At 59.3% G+C, this 16,078-nt stretch carries 18 protein-coding genes and 1 pseudogene; 8 read left to right on the plus strand and 11 right to left on the minus strand.

What is annotated here, in order from left to right:
• Positions 1–14: 14 nt before the first annotated feature.
• From cbiB to QZ268_RS16225, 3 genes are all read right to left on the minus strand, one after another.
• Positions 15–962 carry an adenosylcobinamide-phosphate synthase CbiB gene (gene cbiB, locus QZ268_RS16215; RefSeq protein ID WP_295454669.1) on the minus strand — a complete coding sequence of 316 codons (948 nt, stop codon included), beginning with the start codon at positions 960–962 and terminating at the stop codon, positions 15–17.
• Complete coding sequence (gene cobD, locus QZ268_RS16220) at positions 959–1,933, minus strand: threonine-phosphate decarboxylase CobD (protein ID WP_295454672.1); 975 nt, start codon at positions 1,931–1,933, stop codon at positions 959–961. The genes cbiB and cobD overlap by 4 nt, the downstream gene beginning before the upstream one ends.
• 174 nt (positions 1,934–2,107) lie before the next feature.
• Entirely contained in the window at positions 2,108–3,082 is a 975-nt protein-coding gene (locus QZ268_RS16225; RefSeq protein ID WP_295454674.1) for a glutathione S-transferase family protein, read from the minus strand.
• A 331-nt stretch (positions 3,083–3,413) separates the two neighbouring features.
• On the opposite strand from QZ268_RS16225, the gene QZ268_RS16230 reads away from it, so the two are divergent.
• Positions 3,414–3,782 carry a hypothetical protein gene (locus QZ268_RS16230; protein WP_295454675.1) on the plus strand — a complete coding sequence of 123 codons (369 nt, stop codon included), beginning with the start codon at positions 3,414–3,416 and terminating at the stop codon, positions 3,780–3,782.
• A 177-nt stretch (positions 3,783–3,959) separates the two neighbouring features.
• Here the strand turns inward: QZ268_RS16230 and QZ268_RS16235 are convergent.
• Positions 3,960–4,514 (minus strand): annotated as a pseudogene (locus QZ268_RS16235) (L,D-transpeptidase family protein).
• Between the two features lie 2 nt (positions 4,515–4,516).
• On the minus strand, positions 4,517–5,689 hold the full coding sequence (locus tag QZ268_RS16240) for a MalY/PatB family protein (protein WP_295454677.1): 1,173 nt from the start codon (positions 5,687–5,689) through the stop codon (positions 4,517–4,519).
• A gap of 206 nt (positions 5,690–5,895) precedes the next feature.
• Here QZ268_RS16240 and def (QZ268_RS16245) point away from each other — a divergent pair, with 206 nt between their 5' ends.
• Genes def (QZ268_RS16245) through QZ268_RS16270 form a run of 6 tightly spaced genes read left to right on the plus strand, consistent with a single transcriptional unit; the run spans position 5,896 to position 8,924 of the window.
• A complete protein-coding gene (def, locus tag QZ268_RS16245; protein WP_295454679.1) occupies positions 5,896–6,414 on the plus strand; it encodes a peptide deformylase in 519 nt (172 codons plus the stop codon).
• Positions 6,415–6,419: 5 nt separating this feature from the next.
• The gene (gene def, locus QZ268_RS16250; RefSeq protein WP_295454681.1) at positions 6,420–6,929 is read left to right on the plus strand and encodes a peptide deformylase; all 510 of its coding nucleotides are present in this window, start codon (positions 6,420–6,422) and stop codon (positions 6,927–6,929) included.
• Positions 6,926–7,423, plus strand: coding sequence for a peptide deformylase (gene def, locus QZ268_RS16255; protein ID WP_295454683.1), 498 nt, complete (start codon positions 6,926–6,928; stop codon positions 7,421–7,423). The genes def (QZ268_RS16250) and def (QZ268_RS16255) overlap by 4 nt, the downstream gene beginning before the upstream one ends.
• A gap of 18 nt (positions 7,424–7,441) precedes the next feature.
• Positions 7,442–8,389, plus strand: a complete 948-nt coding sequence (gene fmt / locus QZ268_RS16260) for a methionyl-tRNA formyltransferase (protein ID WP_295454684.1) — start codon at positions 7,442–7,444, stop codon at positions 8,387–8,389.
• A 49-nt stretch (positions 8,390–8,438) separates the two neighbouring features.
• Positions 8,439–8,675 (plus strand): hypothetical protein, encoded by a 237-nt coding sequence (locus QZ268_RS16265; RefSeq protein WP_295454685.1) that lies wholly within the window; start codon positions 8,439–8,441, stop codon positions 8,673–8,675.
• 12 nt (positions 8,676–8,687) lie between these two features.
• Positions 8,688–8,924, plus strand: coding sequence for a GlsB/YeaQ/YmgE family stress response membrane protein (locus tag QZ268_RS16270; RefSeq protein ID WP_295454686.1), 237 nt, complete (start codon positions 8,688–8,690; stop codon positions 8,922–8,924).
• Between the two features lie 13 nt (positions 8,925–8,937).
• Here QZ268_RS16270 and QZ268_RS16275 read toward each other — a convergent pair whose 3' ends face one another.
• The 5 genes from QZ268_RS16275 to ispH form a co-directional block, all read right to left on the minus strand.
• Positions 8,938–9,561 (minus strand): trimeric intracellular cation channel family protein, encoded by a 624-nt coding sequence (locus QZ268_RS16275; protein WP_295454687.1) that lies wholly within the window; start codon positions 9,559–9,561, stop codon positions 8,938–8,940.
• Between the two features lie 31 nt (positions 9,562–9,592).
• Positions 9,593–10,060: a ribonuclease HI gene (rnhA, locus tag QZ268_RS16280; RefSeq protein ID WP_295454688.1), complete on the minus strand. Its 468-nt coding sequence runs from the start codon at positions 10,058–10,060 to the stop codon at positions 9,593–9,595.
• Complete coding sequence (locus QZ268_RS16285) at positions 10,053–10,646, minus strand: class I SAM-dependent methyltransferase (RefSeq protein ID WP_295454689.1); 594 nt, start codon at positions 10,644–10,646, stop codon at positions 10,053–10,055. The genes rnhA and QZ268_RS16285 overlap by 8 nt, the downstream gene beginning before the upstream one ends.
• A 43-nt stretch (positions 10,647–10,689) precedes the next feature.
• On the minus strand, positions 10,690–11,304 hold the full coding sequence (locus tag QZ268_RS16290; protein WP_295454690.1) for a LysE family translocator: 615 nt from the start codon (positions 11,302–11,304) through the stop codon (positions 10,690–10,692).
• A gap of 150 nt (positions 11,305–11,454) precedes the next feature.
• The gene (ispH, locus tag QZ268_RS16295) at positions 11,455–12,429 is read right to left on the minus strand and encodes a 4-hydroxy-3-methylbut-2-enyl diphosphate reductase (RefSeq protein WP_295454691.1); all 975 of its coding nucleotides are present in this window, start codon (positions 12,427–12,429) and stop codon (positions 11,455–11,457) included.
• Between the two features lie 302 nt (positions 12,430–12,731).
• Here ispH and QZ268_RS16300 point away from each other — a divergent pair, with 302 nt between their 5' ends.
• The gene (locus QZ268_RS16300; RefSeq protein ID WP_295454693.1) at positions 12,732–14,945 is read left to right on the plus strand and encodes an ATP-binding protein; all 2,214 of its coding nucleotides are present in this window, start codon (positions 12,732–12,734) and stop codon (positions 14,943–14,945) included.
• A gap of 402 nt (positions 14,946–15,347) precedes the next feature.
• On the opposite strand, the gene QZ268_RS16305 is transcribed toward QZ268_RS16300, so the two are convergent.
• Positions 15,348–15,920 (minus strand): NYN domain-containing protein, encoded by a 573-nt coding sequence (locus QZ268_RS16305; RefSeq protein WP_295454694.1) that lies wholly within the window; start codon positions 15,918–15,920, stop codon positions 15,348–15,350.
• Positions 15,921–16,078: the final 158 nt, after the last annotated feature.

Consider the following 16,078-nt stretch of genomic DNA (forward strand, 5'->3'; position numbering starts at 1 on the left):
AAACATCGTATGTGCTAAAAGATGACCGCAAAAGCAACCAATAGCCCGACCCCAATAGCCCAAGACATCCAAAGAATATCACAACAGCGCAAAATTGCAGGGCCGGTGATGCTTTTGCTGCCGGGGGCGTTGACCCAGGAAAAATCGTGCATTTCCCCGTCGTAAGACCGTGGCCCCGCCAGGGACAGCCCCAGCGCGCGCGCCATTGCCGCCTCGGGCCAGCCGGCATTGGGGGAGCGATGTTTGGCCGCGTCCCGGGCAATCGCAGGCCACGCGCGCAGCACTCCGCCGGCCAGCGCAATTATCACACCGGTCAGCCGCGCCGGGATCAGATTGACCAGATCATCCAGCCGTGCCGTGGCCCAGCCAAAGTCCTGGTAGCGGGGGGTGCGATAGCCAATCATGCTGTCGCTGGTGTTGATCATCTTATAGGCAATCAATCCGGGCAGCCCGGCCAGCAGGAACCAAAAAGCCGGAGCGATAACCCCGTCGGACATATTCTCGGATCCGCTCTCGATGGCGGAGCGGGCGACCTGGGGGCCGGTCATCGTGTCGGTGTCGCGGCTGACAATCATGGCAACCGCCTGACGCCCCTGTCCCAGCGACTGCGACAACCCATCTGCGACGGCGCGCAGGTGTTCAACCAGCGAACGCTGCGCGATCAGGATGGCAGCGACCAGCAGCTCGACCAGGGGACCAAACAGGGACAATAGCCAGCCAACCCCCAGCCCTAGGCAGACCAGCAGGGTGATTGCAGCAACGCCCTTGGCGCGTTTGGCCCAGTCCCTGCCTAAGTGCGTCTCGGGGGGCGTATCAGGGTCTGTATTCAGACGCGCCTCCAGCCAGGATACAGACTTTCCCATCAAAACAGCCGGATGGGGCAGGCGTGACCAGAGCCAGTCCGGCTCTCCCAAGGCGGCGTCCAGCACTAGGGCGAGCAAAAGGATCTCAGCAGTGTTCATAGGGCTGCCTCCAGCCGCTCCCAGCCATGTTGCGGTGGCAGGCCCAGGCGGATGTAGGTTGTTGAATAGGGGAAGATACGGCTCCAGATATGGGCCTTGGCGAGCCGCTCTTGCCACTGTGCTGCATCTGCGACCTGGTACAGGCGAAACAGATCAGTGCCGCCCACCACTGTGGCGCCGCGCGTGGTTGCCAAGCGATCAAGCCGCTGGGCATCACGGGCAAGGCTCTGGCGGGTCTGATCGGCCCAGTCCTGGTCCTGCAGCGCCTGCAGGCCGGTCTTCAGCGCCGGGCCTGAAACGGCCCAGGGCCCCTGCAGTTGCGCCAGCCGTTGTAGCAGGTCGGGATCGCCAATGGCAAAGCCCAGCCGCATCCCCGCAAGACCCCAGAATTTGCCAAAACTCTTGAGCACGATGACGCCGGGTTTGGCGGCCAGATGCATGAGGCTTTGATCAGGGAAAATATCGCAAAAGCTCTCATCTATGATGCACAGCGGCGCGGTGATCTCTTCTGCCTGCCACAGGCGCCCATCCGGGTTGTTTGGATGCACCGCAACACAGGCTTCGGCAGGGCCGCTGCCAGAGATGGTCCAGCCGTGATTGGCAAAGGCAGCGGCATGTTCATTGTAGGTCGGGGTTTCGATTCTGGCCCAACGTGGATCCGCAAGCCCCGGCAACAGCGCAATCAGGGCAGAGGCCCCGGGCGCGGGCAACACAGCAGCCTCGGCGGGCACGTTCCAGAACCGCCGCGCCGCTTGTTCAAGTTCTGCACTGGCGGCGGTATCCGGCAGCGCTGTCCAGTCCGAAGCGTCAAAAGCGGGCAGCGGATAAGGGCAGGGGTTGATCCCCGTTGACAGATCAATCCAATCGGCGCGGTTGCCGCCGTAGTGCTGGATGGCTGCGCTCAGATTGCCGCCATGGTCGCGCAGGGTGGCGCCTGTTTCAACCAGGCTCTCAGTAACATCGGCCGACATGGAAACCCCCAACCTGCTATCCCCGCCACAGCCGTTGGCCTGGCTGTGTTTCTATGAAACAGGAGCCGCGATAAGGCAAGCGAGCTTTGCCTTATCGCGCAGGAGTTCTTGCCTCGGTGGCTGAGGCTTTACCCTTAGGTGTCAGGCGGGTCCGGCAGAGCCGGCTGTGCGGCTTTAGCCGCGGCCGTGGGGCTCTAGCCAGTCGATGTCCGGGTTCACGGGCAGGATGCGGTTTGGATTAATGGTGTCATGGCTGTAGTGGTAGTGCCGCACAATATGCTGCATGCCCACCGTCGCCTGTACGCCCGGATACTGGTACAGCTCGCGGCAATAGGCCCAGAGGTTGGGGTAGTCGATGATCCGCTTCTTGTTGCATTTGAAATGCAGATGATACACCGGATCAAACCGCAGCAATGTGGTAAACAGGCGCCAGTCGGCTTCGGTCAGCTGGGTGCCCATCAGATACCGATGCTGCGACAGCAGATCCTCCAGCCAGTCCAGCGAGTCAAACAGAGGCCCCACGGCGGCATCATAGGCGTCTTGTGAGGTGGCAAAGCCGCATTTGTAGACGCCGTTGTTGACCGTATCATAGATCCGACTGTTCACCGCCTCGATGGGTTCGCGCAGCTCTTCTGGCCAGAAATCAAGGTCGTTTCCTGTGATACCGTCAAAGGCCGAATTGAACATGCGGATGATATCGGCGCTCTCGTTTGAGACGATGGTCTCAAGGGTTTTGTCCCACAGTATGGGCACGGTGACGCGGCCGGTGTATTTGGCATCGGCACGGGTGTAGATCTGATGCGCATGGCTGCTGTCAAACAGGTGATCGCCGGTGGCACCATGGGAGTCGCGCTTGAAGGTCCAGCCTTCGCCCAGCATATCGGGGTGCACGACTGAGATTGAGATGTGATCCTCCAGCCCCTTGAGGGCGCGAAAGATCAGGGTGCGGTGGGCCCAGGGGCAGGCCAGCGAGACATAAAGATGATACCGACCGCTTTCGGCCTTAAATCCGTCTTGTCCTGTTGGTCCGGCGCTTCCGTCGGCGGTTACCCAATTGCGAAACTGTGCCTCAGAGCGTTTGAACGCTCCTCCGTTGGATTTGGTGTCGTACCATTGGTCTTTCCATATTCCGTCAATCAAAAGTCCCATTGATTTCTCTCCTTATCTCGGCAGGTCCGCGGCATGAGTGATTACAGAGACAAATAGGCGCAGTTCCTGTCTGGGCCTATCCGTGTTGTCGCGCAGCGCCTCTGCATGGCTGCACATCACGACCCTGTGCCTGCAGGCCTTTCAGCGGTGGTCGGTCTTGGCGGGTCCTGTCTTCACGCTACCAACGAATAGCGATGTGAACGATTGCGCCGGAGATGTCTCAAAATGTTCACTTGATTTTATCCATTTCTAGGTCACCTTTGTAGGTAGATACCTAGCCGATCTTGATGCGATTCCCGTCGCTCAACCACTTGCCAAAAGGGCGATTGTTATGACCACCTATGTGCCAAAAGCTGTTCAAGAAGCGATGGATGCTGCACGCGTTTCCGGCCTGAAAAAGAAAAGCCGTCTGCGGGTGGCTGTGGAGGGTGGCTATTTCCCGGTACTGCGCAGCTGGGAAAACGGCTTTTCGGTGGAAGAGGAATTTGTACCGCAGCTGCGGGGCTTGGTTGATCTCTATGAGGGATCACGTCACGTGTCCCAGTGCCTGATTGTTGCCTCCGAGGCTGAGGGTGGCGAAATGCGCTATGAGTTCAAACGTGAAACCGCCGCGTCTGACACGGCGCCGCTGGATTTCTATCGGGCGCCAAATGCGCCGGTTGGCCTGCTGGGCAATGAAGGTGCTGAAAGCCGCCTGTAAAAAGCTTCGCCTGTAGAAAGTTTCGCCTTTGACCTCCGGCAGGCTGACCAAATCAGGGCTTTCCGAGTGGAAACACCTTGGAAAATAGCCGACCCGCAGACCTATCGGTTGCGGGTCTTTTTCTGTGTGAAGCCTCGTTAGGCTCCGATACGCTCTGATTTTCCGATACGCTCTGATTTAGGGTCTGATTTCGACCTTGGTGCCCAGATCAACAAGCCGCCACAGCTGCTCCATTTCAGCATTGCTGATGGCGATACAGCCGGCGGTCCAATCCCCCGGCAGCTGCAACAGATTACCCAAGGCGTTGGGTTGGCCGTGGATGAAAATATCTCCGCCCGGATCTATGCCCGCCTCTGCCGCGCGGCGGATGTCTTCGGGCTACGGATAGGTGATGCCCAGCGACAGGTGGTAGCTGCTGTTTGGATTGCGGCGGTCGACCGTGAACAGGCCTTCCGGGGTTTTGCCGTCGCCTTCGCGGCTTTTGTCACCGATGGGATCAAAGCCAAGCGCGATGTCATATTGCAATACCTTTTGCCCCGCGCGGCTGGCGGTCAGGCGGCGGGCGGATTTTTCGATCAGGATGTGGTCAACCCGGTCGACCTGTATCGCCAGATCAGGACTGGCGGGACTGGCAAGACGGGGGCCGTAGAGCTGCCACAGCCCCCAGCCAAGACCCAGAGCCACGGCCGCGATCACCAAGATCGCGGCCCGTTTTACACCAGGTCTGGCCATGATTATTGCAGGTCGGCAAAGGCCTTGGCCAGGCGTTCCCCTGCTTCGATCACCCGGCTGCGCTGGGTGCCCATGTTGAAGCGCAGGAAGCTTTCGCCGCCGGTGCCAAAGGTGGTGCCATGGTTGGCGGCAATGCCTGCATCCTGCTCCACCCGCTTGGTGAATTCTTCCCGGCTCATGCCGGTGCCGGAGAAATCAATCCAGGACAGATAGGTGGCCTGCAGCTTCATCGAGCTGAGCCCGGGAATGTCGGCGATGGCGGCATCAAAGACCTGACGGTTGCCATCAATATAGGCGACCAGCTCATCGGCCCATTTGGCGCCTTCGGGAGAATAGACCGCAGCGGTGGCAAACTGACCGGCGGAGTTTGGCGAGAGCGCCAGGGCCAGCATGCGGCGTTGGAACTTTGCCCGCAGATCCGGGTCAGGGATGATCACCTGCCCGGTGTGCAGCCCGGCAAAGTTGAATGTCTTGGAGGGCGCGGTCAGCATCAACAGCCGGTCAGTGATCTCCGGCACGGCGTTTTGCATCGGAATATGGGTCGCCCCGTCAAAGACCAGATCATGGTGGATCTCATCCGACAGCAGGATCAGGTCGTGACGCTTGGCAAAATCCGCCACCGCCTGCAGTTCCTCTTGGCTCCAGACCCGGCCACCGGGGTTATGGGGCGAGCAGAGAATGACCATCTTTTCCTTGCCGGTCATCTGTGCATCATAGGTGGCCATATCCATTTCATAGCGGCCATCGCGGTTGATCATCTGGCATTCCACCACCTCGCGGCCGGCGTTGTTAATGACCTTGGCAAAGGCGTGATAGACCGGGGTGAATAGCACAATACCGTCGCCCGGCTGGGTAAAGCTGTCCAGGCACATGCCGACGCCGTTCACCAGGCCCGTGGTGGTGAAAATGGCCTCGGGATCCACGGTCCAGCCGTGGCGATTCTGCATCCACCAGCAAATCGCATCCTTGTAGGGGGTGTCGCAGTTCACATAGCCATAGATCCCGTGATCGGCCATTTCGCGCATCTTGTCGGTGACCATGGGCGGCACGGCAAAATCCATATCGGCTACCCACATGGCCAGGCCAGTGTCGGGTGAGACACCGTATAGGCTCTCCATAAGATCCCATTTGGCGCAATGGGTGCCGCGACGGTCGATGATGCTGTCAAAATCCATGGGGATACTCCGCTATTTTGCCAGCGAAGCTAGCGGCAAATGCGCGAGGTGCAAGGGGATCTGTTCCTCTGTTGACACCAGCTGCTGCGGCCGCGGCAATTTTGGGCACCTTTTCATCGGTCGACAGGGCGGCAACGAGGACGAGGGGGGCAGGCATGCGCAAGCAGGGCGTTGCAGTGACAGGGGCAATGGCCTAAATCACCTCCATGAAACATTCGATCCTGATCCATCCTGATCCCCGTTTGAAAAAGGTCTGCGCTCCGGTTGCCGATCTGTCGGATAAATTGCGCGTTCTGGCCGATGACATGCTGGAAACCATGTATGGCGCACCCGGTATCGGGCTGGCCGCGCCACAGATTGGTGTGATGGATCGCCTCATCGTGCTGGATTGCGAAAAAGAGGAAGGCGTGGCGCCCAAGCCTCTGGTGATGTTCAACCCTGAGATCATTTCCTCCTCTGATGAGACCAACGTCTACGAGGAAGGCTGCCTGTCGATCCCCGATCAATATGCCGAGGTCACCCGTCCGCGCGATGTCGAGGTGCAGTGGCTGGACCGGGACGGTAACCTGCAGCGTCAGACCTTTGACGGGCTTTGGGCCACCTGCGTGCAGCATGAGATCGACCATCTGGATGGCAAACTGTTCATTGATTACCTGAAACCGCTGAAGCGGCAGATGATCACCCGCAAAATGCAAAAGCTCAAACGTGAGCTGGCACGGGACTAGAGATCATGGCGGTGCTGCCCATCCTGCAATGGCCTGACGCGGGCCTGTCGACCGCTTGCGCTTTGGTTGCGCCGCAGGAGGATCTCGGCACTCTGATCGCCGATATGTTTCAGACCATGTACGCGGCTCCGGGCCGGGGCTTGGCGGCACCGCAGGTTGGTGTGCTCAAGCGCCTGTTTGTGATGGATGCCACCTGGAAGGAGGGGCCGGGCACGCCCCTGGTGATGATCAACCCCGAAATCCTGACCTTTGGGGCTGAGCTTGCAACCGGCGATGAGGGCTGCTTGTCGATCCCCGGTGTGATGGCAGCGGTCCTGCGCCCCAGCACCGTGACACTGCGCTGGCAGGATGAGGCGCGCTGCTGGCAGACTGGCACATTCGACGGCTTTGCCGCCCGGTGCATCCAGCATGAATATGACCACCTCGATGGTCTGGTGACCTTTGACCGTCTGGTGCCCGAGGCCCGCGTTGAAGCCGAAGAGACCTATCGCCGACATCTGGAGAGACCCGCATGACCGCACGTATTTGCCTGCCCTGGCCCGACAAACGCCTGCGCACCGCCGCCGCTGAGGTCAGCGAGATCACCGATGAGATCCGCGCGGTCTGGACCGACATGATCGACACCATGGAGGCCATGCCCGGCGTTGGTCTGGGTGCAAATCAGATCGGGGTCATGCTGCGCCTTGCGGTGGTGGATGGCTCCAAAGAGCGCGGTCGCGCCGTGCGCATGGCCAACCCCGAGGTGCTGCATGCCTCGACCCAGCTGCGCGAACACGAAGAGGCCAGCCCCAACCTGCCCGGGGTCTCGGCCAAGATCAAACGCCCCCGCGCCGTCACCGTACGCTATATGGACGAAACAGGCGCGATCACCGAGCGCGATTTTGTCGGCATCGAGGCCACCAGCGTGCAGCATCAGATCGACCATCTGAATGGCAAGCTGTACATTGATCATCTCAGCAAGATGAAGCGCGATATGCTGATCAAGAAATCCAAGAAACTGAACGGGTAAACCCAAGGGGGCAACAGCATGCGTATCATTTTCATGGGAACGCCGGAGTTCTCAGTACCGGTCTTGGATGCGCTGGTTGCGGCCGGTCACGAGATCGCAGCGGTCTATTGCCAGCCGCCCCGTCCGGCTGGTCGTGGCAAAAAGGACCGGCCCACCCCGGTGCATGCCCGCGCCACCCAGCTGGGCTTGGAGGTGCGCCACCCGGTGTCGCTTAAGGGTGCCGCCGAACAGGAAGAATTTGCCGCGCTGGGCGCTGATATTGCGGTGGTGGTGGCCTATGGCCTGATCCTGCCGCAGGCGATTCTGGACGCGCCTGCCAAGGGCTGTCTGAACATTCACGCCAGTCTGCTGCCACGCTGGCGCGGCGCGGCGCCGATCCACCGTGTCATCATGGCCGGCGACGCCGAGACCGGCGTCTGCATCATGCAGATGGAGGCCGGGTTGGATACCGGGCCGGTGCTGCTTCGCGAAGGCACCCCGATTGGCGATGAGGAAACCACCAGCCAGCTGCATGATCGCCTGTCGGAAATGGGCGCGTCCTTGATTGTCACCGCGCTGCGCCATCTCGATGGGCTGACGCCGGATGCGCAGCCAGACGAGGGCGTGACCTATGCCGCCAAGATCGATAAAAGCGAGGCGCAGATCGACTGGACGCAACCGGCGACAGAGGTGGACCGCAAAATTCGCGCCCTATCGCCCTTCCCCGGCGCCTGGGTGGACATAGATGGCCAGCGGATAAAGCTCCTGGCCTCGCGGCTGGCCACCACAGGCACCATGGGCACCGGTACTATGGGGGCCGACGCGCCGGGGCAGGTGCTGGATGGCGACAGCCTGACAATTGCCTGTGGCACCGGGGAGGAGGCTGGCGCGGTTGAAATTCTGCGCTTGCAACGGGCCGGCAAAGGCGCGCAGGATCGCGACATCTTTGTGCGGGGCTTCCCGCTTGCCACAGGGCGACAGTTGTAACAGGGCGACAGTTTCAAACTGGGCGTCACTGTAAACGGGGAGTAGGGCATTGTTTCTGACCATGATGGGCACCGTGGTGATTGCCGGGATCACCGGCTACGCGGCAGAGAAAAGCGGCTTTACCCAAAACGGCTACCTGCCTTCGATCATCATCTGCAGCGGCGGCGCCTTTTTGTTCTTCTTTGTACGGATCATGTTTGGCATCGGGTTTGCCTCACCGGGGCTTAATGCCATTGTGTCCTCAATAGGGGCACTGATCATCGTGCCGTTTCACTGGCGACGTTAGCGGAGAGATATTATGAGTGTTGTGTTTTTGATCATCATTGGCGTGGCCGCTGGTTTCCTGGCGACGCGGATCATGGGGATTGAGTCCGATATCATCACCACCATGGCGATTGGCATTGCCGGCGCCCTGATCGGCGGCTTTGTCCTGCGTGCGCTGTTGACGGTGATGGGCATGGTTGCAGGTCTTGTCGGTGCCGTGCTGGGCGCCCTCGCGCTGATCTGGCTGTGGCAGATCTATATCAAACGCTGACCTGCGCTCTATTTTATTGGCGTGGTGGGCGGCTTTTGTAGACGGGTAGATGCCAGCCAAAGGCGATGGAGCCTGCCCGCAGCCCCCAACAGACCATGGCGCATAAGACCAGAGCGAGGCCAGAGGCCAGGCCGATTGAGCTGGCCGCAACCGCCACAATGGCGCCGCTCATGGCGCAGGTGATATAAAGCTCTCCCTGTTTCAGCACCAAGGGGACTTCGCCCACCACCACATCGCGCATCAGCCCGCCCATGCTGCCGGTGGCCATGCCCATCAGCACCACGATGACAGAGGGCTTGTCCAGCGCCAGTGCCACACCGGTGCCGGCCGAGACCGCAACGGCCAAGGCAAAACTGTCGAGCCAAATCAGCAGCCGCAAACGGCTTTCGACCAGATGGGCGGTAAAGAACACCACAACAGCCGCGCCCGCCGCCAGCAGGATGTGGTTGGGATCGGCAACCCAGAACACCTCTTCACGGTTCAGTACCAGATCCCGCACCGTGCCGCCGCCAACCGCAGTCAGACACGAGATGAAGGCAAAGCCGACGATATCCAGTTGGGCGCGGCTGGCCACCAGCGCGCCCGTCAGGGCAAAGACCAATACAGCGGCATAATCGAGCAGGGTGACAAAAGTCATTGTGATCTCTCCATGATCCCCTGCGCGGGCCTCATGCCTTTGATTTGCTTTTCTTGAACGGGGCCATGCCGGCGCGGGCCAGCTCATCGGCGCGTTCGTTTTCGGGATGGCCTGCGTGACCTTTGACCCACTCCCAGGTCACCTGATGGCGGCTTTGGGCGGCATCCAGACGCTGCCACAGCTCGACATTTTTGACGGGCTTTTTGGCAGCGTTTTTCCAGCCGTTTTTCTTCCAGCCAAAGATCCAGCCGGTGATGCCGTTTTTCACATAGTTGCTATCGGTCACCAGGGTTAGCGCTGAGGGCCGGTCGAGGCTTTCCAGCGCATTGATCGCAGCCAAAAGCTCCATCCGGTTGTTGGTGGTATTGGCCTCGCCGCCTTTGAGTTCCTTTTCCTTGATGACGCTACCGCCATCCTTGGCCTGCAACAGGGCGCCCCAGCCGCCGGGGCCGGGATTGCCGGAGCAGGCGCCATCGGTATAGGCATAGAGATCAGCCATGACAGGCCACCGAAATCCAGCGGGCCATGGTGCCATCAAGGCCTTCGCTTTCCCCAAACGCGCAGTTCAGCACGGTAAATCCGGCGGTCTTGAGCAAATCTTGCAAGTCGTCTTCCTCGTAATAGGTATAAAGCCGCCCGAGAGCGTCGCGGGCTTCGCCTTTACCCAGCTTGAGGGCGATATAAAAGACGCCGTTTGATTTCAGGGCGCGTTTTAGTGCAGCCAGATGGTGGGGCATGGCGGCACGTGGGGCGTGCAACAGGCTGTAATTGGCCCAGATCCCGTCATAGAGTGCGACGCCCTGGATCTCCTCAAAGGTCGCCCGCCAGGCGGTAACACCTGGCAGGGCCTGTGCAAGAGCAACCATTTCCTGCGAGGCATCGGTGGCATCGGCGTGCAGGCCCGCTTTGGCCATCACCGCAGCCGAGGTGCCGGGGCCGCAGCCCAGATCCAGCACCCGGCCTGCGGAAGGGCAGGCGGTAATGAACTCCAGCAATCGCGGGTCATTGCTGAGATAGTCCTGGTTCAGTGCTGCATAGTCTGCGGCCCGGTCACCATAAACTTTGAGTGTTTCTGTGTCGCTCATCGAAGGCCTTATCAATGGGGGTGTTGGAGGTGAGCCGTGGCGGTCAGGCGCGTTCAATGGCCAGTCGGGCGGCAAGGGCGGCAAAAATGCCAGCAAAGCCACGGTTGAGCCATTTTACCACGGTTTCGGATCCCAGCACAAATTGCCGGGCCTGGGCTGCGAAATACCCATAGAGCACAAAGACCACAAAGGTGAGCCCCATGAACACCGCGCCCAGCAGGGTCATTTCAGAGGTGGCATGCGCCGGGTCGCCGGACAGGAAGGGCGGCAGCAGCGCCAGGAAAAACACCGACAGCTTGGGGTTGAGGATATTGATCAGCGCGCCGCGTTGGGCGATGCGCAGAGCCGATTGTCGTTTGGTCTGCGAAGAGATCGTCAGCGCCCCACCAGAGCGCAGCGCCTGCCAGGCCAGATAGAGCAGGTAAAGCACCCCGAGTGTTTTGACGACTTGGAACAGCAGCGCGGAGCTGTGCAGTACCGCCGCCAGTCCCAGGGTTGCCGCAGCGAGATGCGGCAGGATGCCAAGGGTACAACCCAAAGCGGCCCAAACCGCAGACCGTGCCCCCTGACCAAGCCCCAGCGCCAGCGTATAAAGAACCCCGGTTCCGGGGGCCAGAACGACAACAATTGCGGTGATGAGAAACTGCATGGAAATCATAAGCTGGCCCTTTCGGTGGGGTCTCGATCTGGTTTGACATATCAGCCTAAGAGCAAGTGAGCGCGCCGTAAACCGCCAGGGTCACCAGGCGCTGGCTCTTGGCCACTATTGTCAGGTCATTGCCATCCGGCGGCTGTCATTAGGATCCTGTCAGGCCGAGCTCTCAGCTGATTTGTTGGCGGGGTGGCGCAGCACTCGCGGGACTTTGAACTCGACACGTTCCACGGCGGTTTCAACCACCTCGACCGTCACATCATAGCGGGCGCGAAAGGCGTCGATGACCTCGTTGACCAGCAGTTCAGGGGCTGAGGCGCCGGCGGTGATGGCAATGCTTGAGATTCCTTCCAGGGCGCGCCAGTCAATGTTGTCGGCCCGCTGCACCAGCTGGGCATATTTGCAGCCTGCTTTTGCCCCGACCTCAACCAGTCGGCGCGAATTTGACGAATTGGGCGCGCCCACAACCAGCATGGCATCGGATTTGGGCGCAACCGCCTTAACCGCTTCTTGCCGGTTGGTGGTGGCGTAGCAGATGTCTTCCTTATGGGGGCCGACAATGGCCGGAAACCGCGCTTCCAGCGCCGCGACAATGCCCTTGGTGTCATCCACCGACAGGGTGGTCTGGGTGACATAGGCCAGTTGCTGCGGATCGCGCACCTGCACCTTTGCCACATCTTCGGGGGTTTCCACCAAAATCACCTCACCCTCGGGCAATTGCCCCATGGTGCCGACGGTTTCCGGGTGGCCCTTATGGCCGATCATGATCATCTGCAGCCCCTGTTCCGCGTGGCGCTGCGCCTCGATATGCACCTTGCTGACCAGCGGGCAGGTGGCATCCACATAGACCATCTGGCGCGCCTCAGCGGCGGCGGGTACCGATTTGGGCACCCCATGGGCTGAGAAGATTACCGGACGATCTTGGGGGCATTCTTCCAGCTCTTCGACAAAAACCGCACCTTTGGCCCGCAACCCATCCACCACAAATTTGTTGTGGACGATCTCGTGGCGCACGTAGACGGGGGCGCCCCATTTTTCGAGCGCCAGTTCTACAATCTTGATGGCGCGATCAACGCCGGCACAAAAACCGCGTGGCGCAGCCAGATAAAGTGTCAGGGCAGGTTTGGTCATCGGCGTCTCCTTCGCGGCAGAAGTAAGGCTTTGCCGACCCAAGGTCCAGCCTGATGAACCCGCTGGATGAGGCTGTGCACAGCCCCGGTTGTTTGGTCAGGCCGGGCAGAATACCGCTGGGGCACCCGGCGGTCGGCGTGTTCTCACGGTGCATAAAGTCTATGCAAAAAGGAATATGTTAACTGATCTGCTCCATGTTTGGGGCAATGCGGGGGCCTTTCCTGCGCCAAAGGGGGCTGCGCGCGATACCTCTTTGGGGGTGAACAGTATGTAGTTTTGGTAGGGTAGAGGATAAAAGCGCCGTGTACGGAAAAACGAGCCCAACCGAGTGCCTTGCGTTGGAGGAAAAGGGCGATTTTGCCACCCGACAATATGCGGTCACGATGGAGCGCCGGTTTCGCACTGTCAGCGTCAGCTGCAATCTTGTGGTGGTGCTGGGCCTTCTGTGGATCGCTTTGGGCATCTCCATAAATGCGCCCAGCATGGTGATCATCTCAACAATTGCGATTTTGGGTTCGATTGCCGCGCGTTTGCTCATAAATACGGAATATACGCTTTTGGCCCGCCTGCTGTGGTATTTCACGGGCTTGGTTGTGGTCATGGGGTCCGTTTTCACCATGCCCCCCGAAAGCTATATCGAACTGTTTTTTGTCGTCCTTCTTGGCGGGCCCTTTATGACGTTTTCGATGCGTCGCGAAAAGGCGATGATCATTACGCTGTTGGGGATCGTCTTTGCAAGCTGGGTGATGTTTCGGTTTTTGGGGCATGACTATTTTGGCCCGCCGCTTGTCGAGGTGGCGATTCCCGTCAGCTATCTTTCTGGCGGTGTGTTGGTCACGGTTTTTGCAGTCCTCGTTGTCGAAATGATGGCTTTTGGCGAGTTGGCGGAAAGCTATAGCGATGATCTGTTGCAGGCGCATCAAAAGGAAAGCCAGGCGAATCACGCCAAAAGCGAGTTCCTTGCCGCCATGAGCCATGAAATCCGAACGCCGATGAATGGGGTGCTGGGGATGGTTGAGGTGCTTGAAAGAACGGATCTCACCCCTGAACAGCGGCGCCTTCTGAACACCATCAAAGAGTCTTCGACCTCGCTTTTGTGGATTATTGACGACATCCTGGATGTCTCCCGTATTGAGGCAGGCAAAATGGAGTTGTTTGAAACGCCCATGCGCCTGTTGCCGCTGGTCGAGGGAGCGGCGGCAACCCTGCGGCCCCATGCCAGCCAGATGGATGTGGACCTGGCCCTGACGATTCAGGCCGATCTGCCGGATACGCTGAGGGGCGATGCGGGGCGCCTGCGTCAGATTTTGCTCAACCTCATTGGCAATGCGATCAAATTTTCTGAACCGCTGGCCGGCGAAGCTGCCGGACGGGTGCGTTTGCGTGTGGAGATCTGCGAGCCCGGCTGGATTGATTTTGTCGTTGAGGACAACGGCATCGGCATTGAGCCAGAGGTCCAGGAGGCGATCTTTGCCCCCTTTGAACGTTCAGCAGTGGTGGCCAAGCGGATGATCAAGGGCAATGGCCTGGGATTGACGATTGTGCAGCAATTGGTCTCCAAGATGGGGGGCACTGTTTCGGTGGACAGCACCTTGGGTGAAGGCAGCACCTTCACGGTCCGGCTGCCCGTTCTGGAACCCTCTGGACCGATTAAGGGGCCGCGGTTGGCGGGGACAAAAGTTGTGGCAATGCTGCCAGAGCAGGGACGGGAGTGTAACTGGCCCACCTATGTCCTGGCTGCGGACTGTGATCTGAAATGGGTGTCCAGCCGGGAAGAGTTTATCGGGCTTGCCCGTCTTGCCGGACGGGAATCCATTTTTGTGCTGCCGGATGAGATTGAAGATGATCAGCGGTCCGGCTGGTGTCGCACCCGTATTGAACAAGAGCTTCCGGACCTGAAAGTTCTTGAGTTCAAATCCTGCGCTGACATGTTGCAGCTGAGCTCAAGCAATCGCTGGGCTGTGGTGCAATCCGGGCCGGTGCTGCCCAGCGAGCTGTGGGACGCCCTGGAAAACCTAGTAGGCTATGGCACCAACAAAGAGCCCCAGACCCATTCGGGAACCAAAGACCGCGCAACCGCACTGAATATGACGGGGGGGCGGATCTTGGTGGCTGAAGACAATGAAATCAACCGCGCGGTTATTGAGAGCCAGCTGGGGCTGCTGGGGTGCACGGTGACCATGACGCGTGACGGGGCAGAATGTCTTTCGGCCTGGAACAACGGTAACTTTGACATGGTTCTGGCGGATTGCCAGATGCCGGTGATGGATGGGTTTGAGCTGACACGCGCTATTCGCCAGATCGAAACCGAGCAGGGGCTGCGCCATACGCCGATTGTGGCAGTTACGGCAAACGCACTGGAGGGGGAGATTGGGAAATGCCTGGCCGAGGGAATGGATGCTTTTGTTTCCAAACCCGTGACATTAGCTGGTTTGGAAGCGGTGATCCGACAGCAATTGCCTGCCTCCGATGTTAGTGCAGAAACCCGGCGATGGGCTGCGGCTCAACGAGGTTAAGGGCAGCACAAGGCAGTGCAGGGCGAACCTACAGGGGCAGACCTGGTGAGGCTGCTGGATTTTGCGCTTTTGGGCTTTGTAGCAGGGGTTCAAAACGGGCTGAGTGAGTGGCTACCCGTTTTGAACCGTCTGTTTTTTTTAACCAACTGCCAGAGGCTGCTACCCTGGGGGCGCTGGTGCCTTGGGGCAGGGGGCATCACGATCAGGTCTTCTGTCGGCGGGACTTCTGCTGACAGCTGTTCCCTTTGAAGACGACTGGGAACAGCTGAGTGCTGTTATTGATCGGGCAGGTTCTGACGCTTAATCCTAACACAAGCGCAAAGAGCAGACCGATCCGGCAGAAGGTCCCTCGGGAATGCAACCAGTGTGCCCCAAATACAGGCCACGCCGTCGCACATTTGTTTAACCCGGAACGGCAGACACGGACCTTGTGTCAGCGGGATGCTCCCGCGGGGGGCGCCCAAGCACATCTTTCAGCTCTTCCAGCTCGATGAAGTTGTCGGCCTGACGACGCAACTCATCAGAGATCATAGGCGGCTGGCTGCGAATGGTGGACACCACAGAGACGCGTACACCCTGACGCTGCAAGCTGGCAATCAGCGGGCGGAAATCGCCATCGCCTGAAAACAGAACAATGTGATCAACGCGTGGCGCCAGTTCCATAGCATCGACTGCAAGTTCGATGTCCATGTTGCCTTTGACTTTGCGGCGGCCCATGCTGTCGGTGTATTCCTTGGCAGGTTTCGTCACCATTGAGAAACCATTGTAATGCAGCCAGTCTACAAGCGGGCGAATGGGGGAGTAATCGTCATTTTCCAGCAAGGCTGTATTGTAGAACGCGCGCAGCATTTTGCCGCGGCGCATGAATTCATGCCGCAACAGCTTGTAGTCGATATCAAAGCCAAGTGCTTTGGCGGCCGCGTAAAGATTGGAACCATCGATAAAAAGCGCAAAACGCTCATCTTTATAAAACATCTTTTTTCCTTCGCGCCGACCTACAGCAGGATTTGGATAATATAACTTCTAATAAGGTGGAAAAATCCGCATTTTACTATAAATGCGCCACCACAGGGCGATCGTTACTATGGCTTCGATAGGTAGGCTATTTGAACGATGTCGAGATCGGAAGAGCG

The organism is uncultured Pseudophaeobacter sp. (assembly GCA_905479575.1).
In the GTDB taxonomy this organism is placed as follows: Bacteria; Pseudomonadota; Alphaproteobacteria; order Rhodobacterales; family Rhodobacteraceae; genus Pseudophaeobacter.

Excerpts from the sequence above, each read along its gene's own strand:
- cbiB (WP_295454669.1), bottom strand. The coding sequence starts at position 962 with ATGAACACTGCTGAGATCCTTTTGCTCGCCCTAGTGCTGGACGCCGCC.
- cobD (WP_295454672.1), bottom strand. The coding sequence starts at position 1,933 with ATGTCGGCCGATGTTACTGAGAGCCTGGTTGAAACAGGCGCCACCCTG.
- QZ268_RS16225 (WP_295454674.1), bottom strand. The coding sequence starts at position 3,082 with ATGGGACTTTTGATTGACGGAATATGGAAAGACCAATGGTACGACACC.
- QZ268_RS16230 (WP_295454675.1), top strand. The coding sequence starts at position 3,414 with ATGACCACCTATGTGCCAAAAGCTGTTCAAGAAGCGATGGATGCTGCA.
- QZ268_RS16240 (WP_295454677.1), bottom strand. The coding sequence starts at position 5,689 with ATGGATTTTGACAGCATCATCGACCGTCGCGGCACCCATTGCGCCAAA.
- def (WP_295454679.1), top strand. The coding sequence starts at position 5,896 with ATGAAACATTCGATCCTGATCCATCCTGATCCCCGTTTGAAAAAGGTC.
- def (WP_295454681.1), top strand. The coding sequence starts at position 6,420 with ATGGCGGTGCTGCCCATCCTGCAATGGCCTGACGCGGGCCTGTCGACC.
- def (WP_295454683.1), top strand. The coding sequence starts at position 6,926 with ATGACCGCACGTATTTGCCTGCCCTGGCCCGACAAACGCCTGCGCACC.
- fmt (WP_295454684.1), top strand. The coding sequence starts at position 7,442 with ATGCGTATCATTTTCATGGGAACGCCGGAGTTCTCAGTACCGGTCTTG.
- QZ268_RS16270 (WP_295454686.1), top strand. The coding sequence starts at position 8,688 with ATGAGTGTTGTGTTTTTGATCATCATTGGCGTGGCCGCTGGTTTCCTG.
- QZ268_RS16275 (WP_295454687.1), bottom strand. The coding sequence starts at position 9,561 with ATGACTTTTGTCACCCTGCTCGATTATGCCGCTGTATTGGTCTTTGCC.
- rnhA (WP_295454688.1), bottom strand. The coding sequence starts at position 10,060 with ATGGCTGATCTCTATGCCTATACCGATGGCGCCTGCTCCGGCAATCCC.
- QZ268_RS16285 (WP_295454689.1), bottom strand. The coding sequence starts at position 10,646 with ATGAGCGACACAGAAACACTCAAAGTTTATGGTGACCGGGCCGCAGAC.
- QZ268_RS16290 (WP_295454690.1), bottom strand. The coding sequence starts at position 11,304 with ATGATTTCCATGCAGTTTCTCATCACCGCAATTGTTGTCGTTCTGGCC.
- ispH (WP_295454691.1), bottom strand. The coding sequence starts at position 12,429 with ATGACCAAACCTGCCCTGACACTTTATCTGGCTGCGCCACGCGGTTTT.
- QZ268_RS16305 (WP_295454694.1), bottom strand. The coding sequence starts at position 15,920 with ATGTTTTATAAAGATGAGCGTTTTGCGCTTTTTATCGATGGTTCCAAT.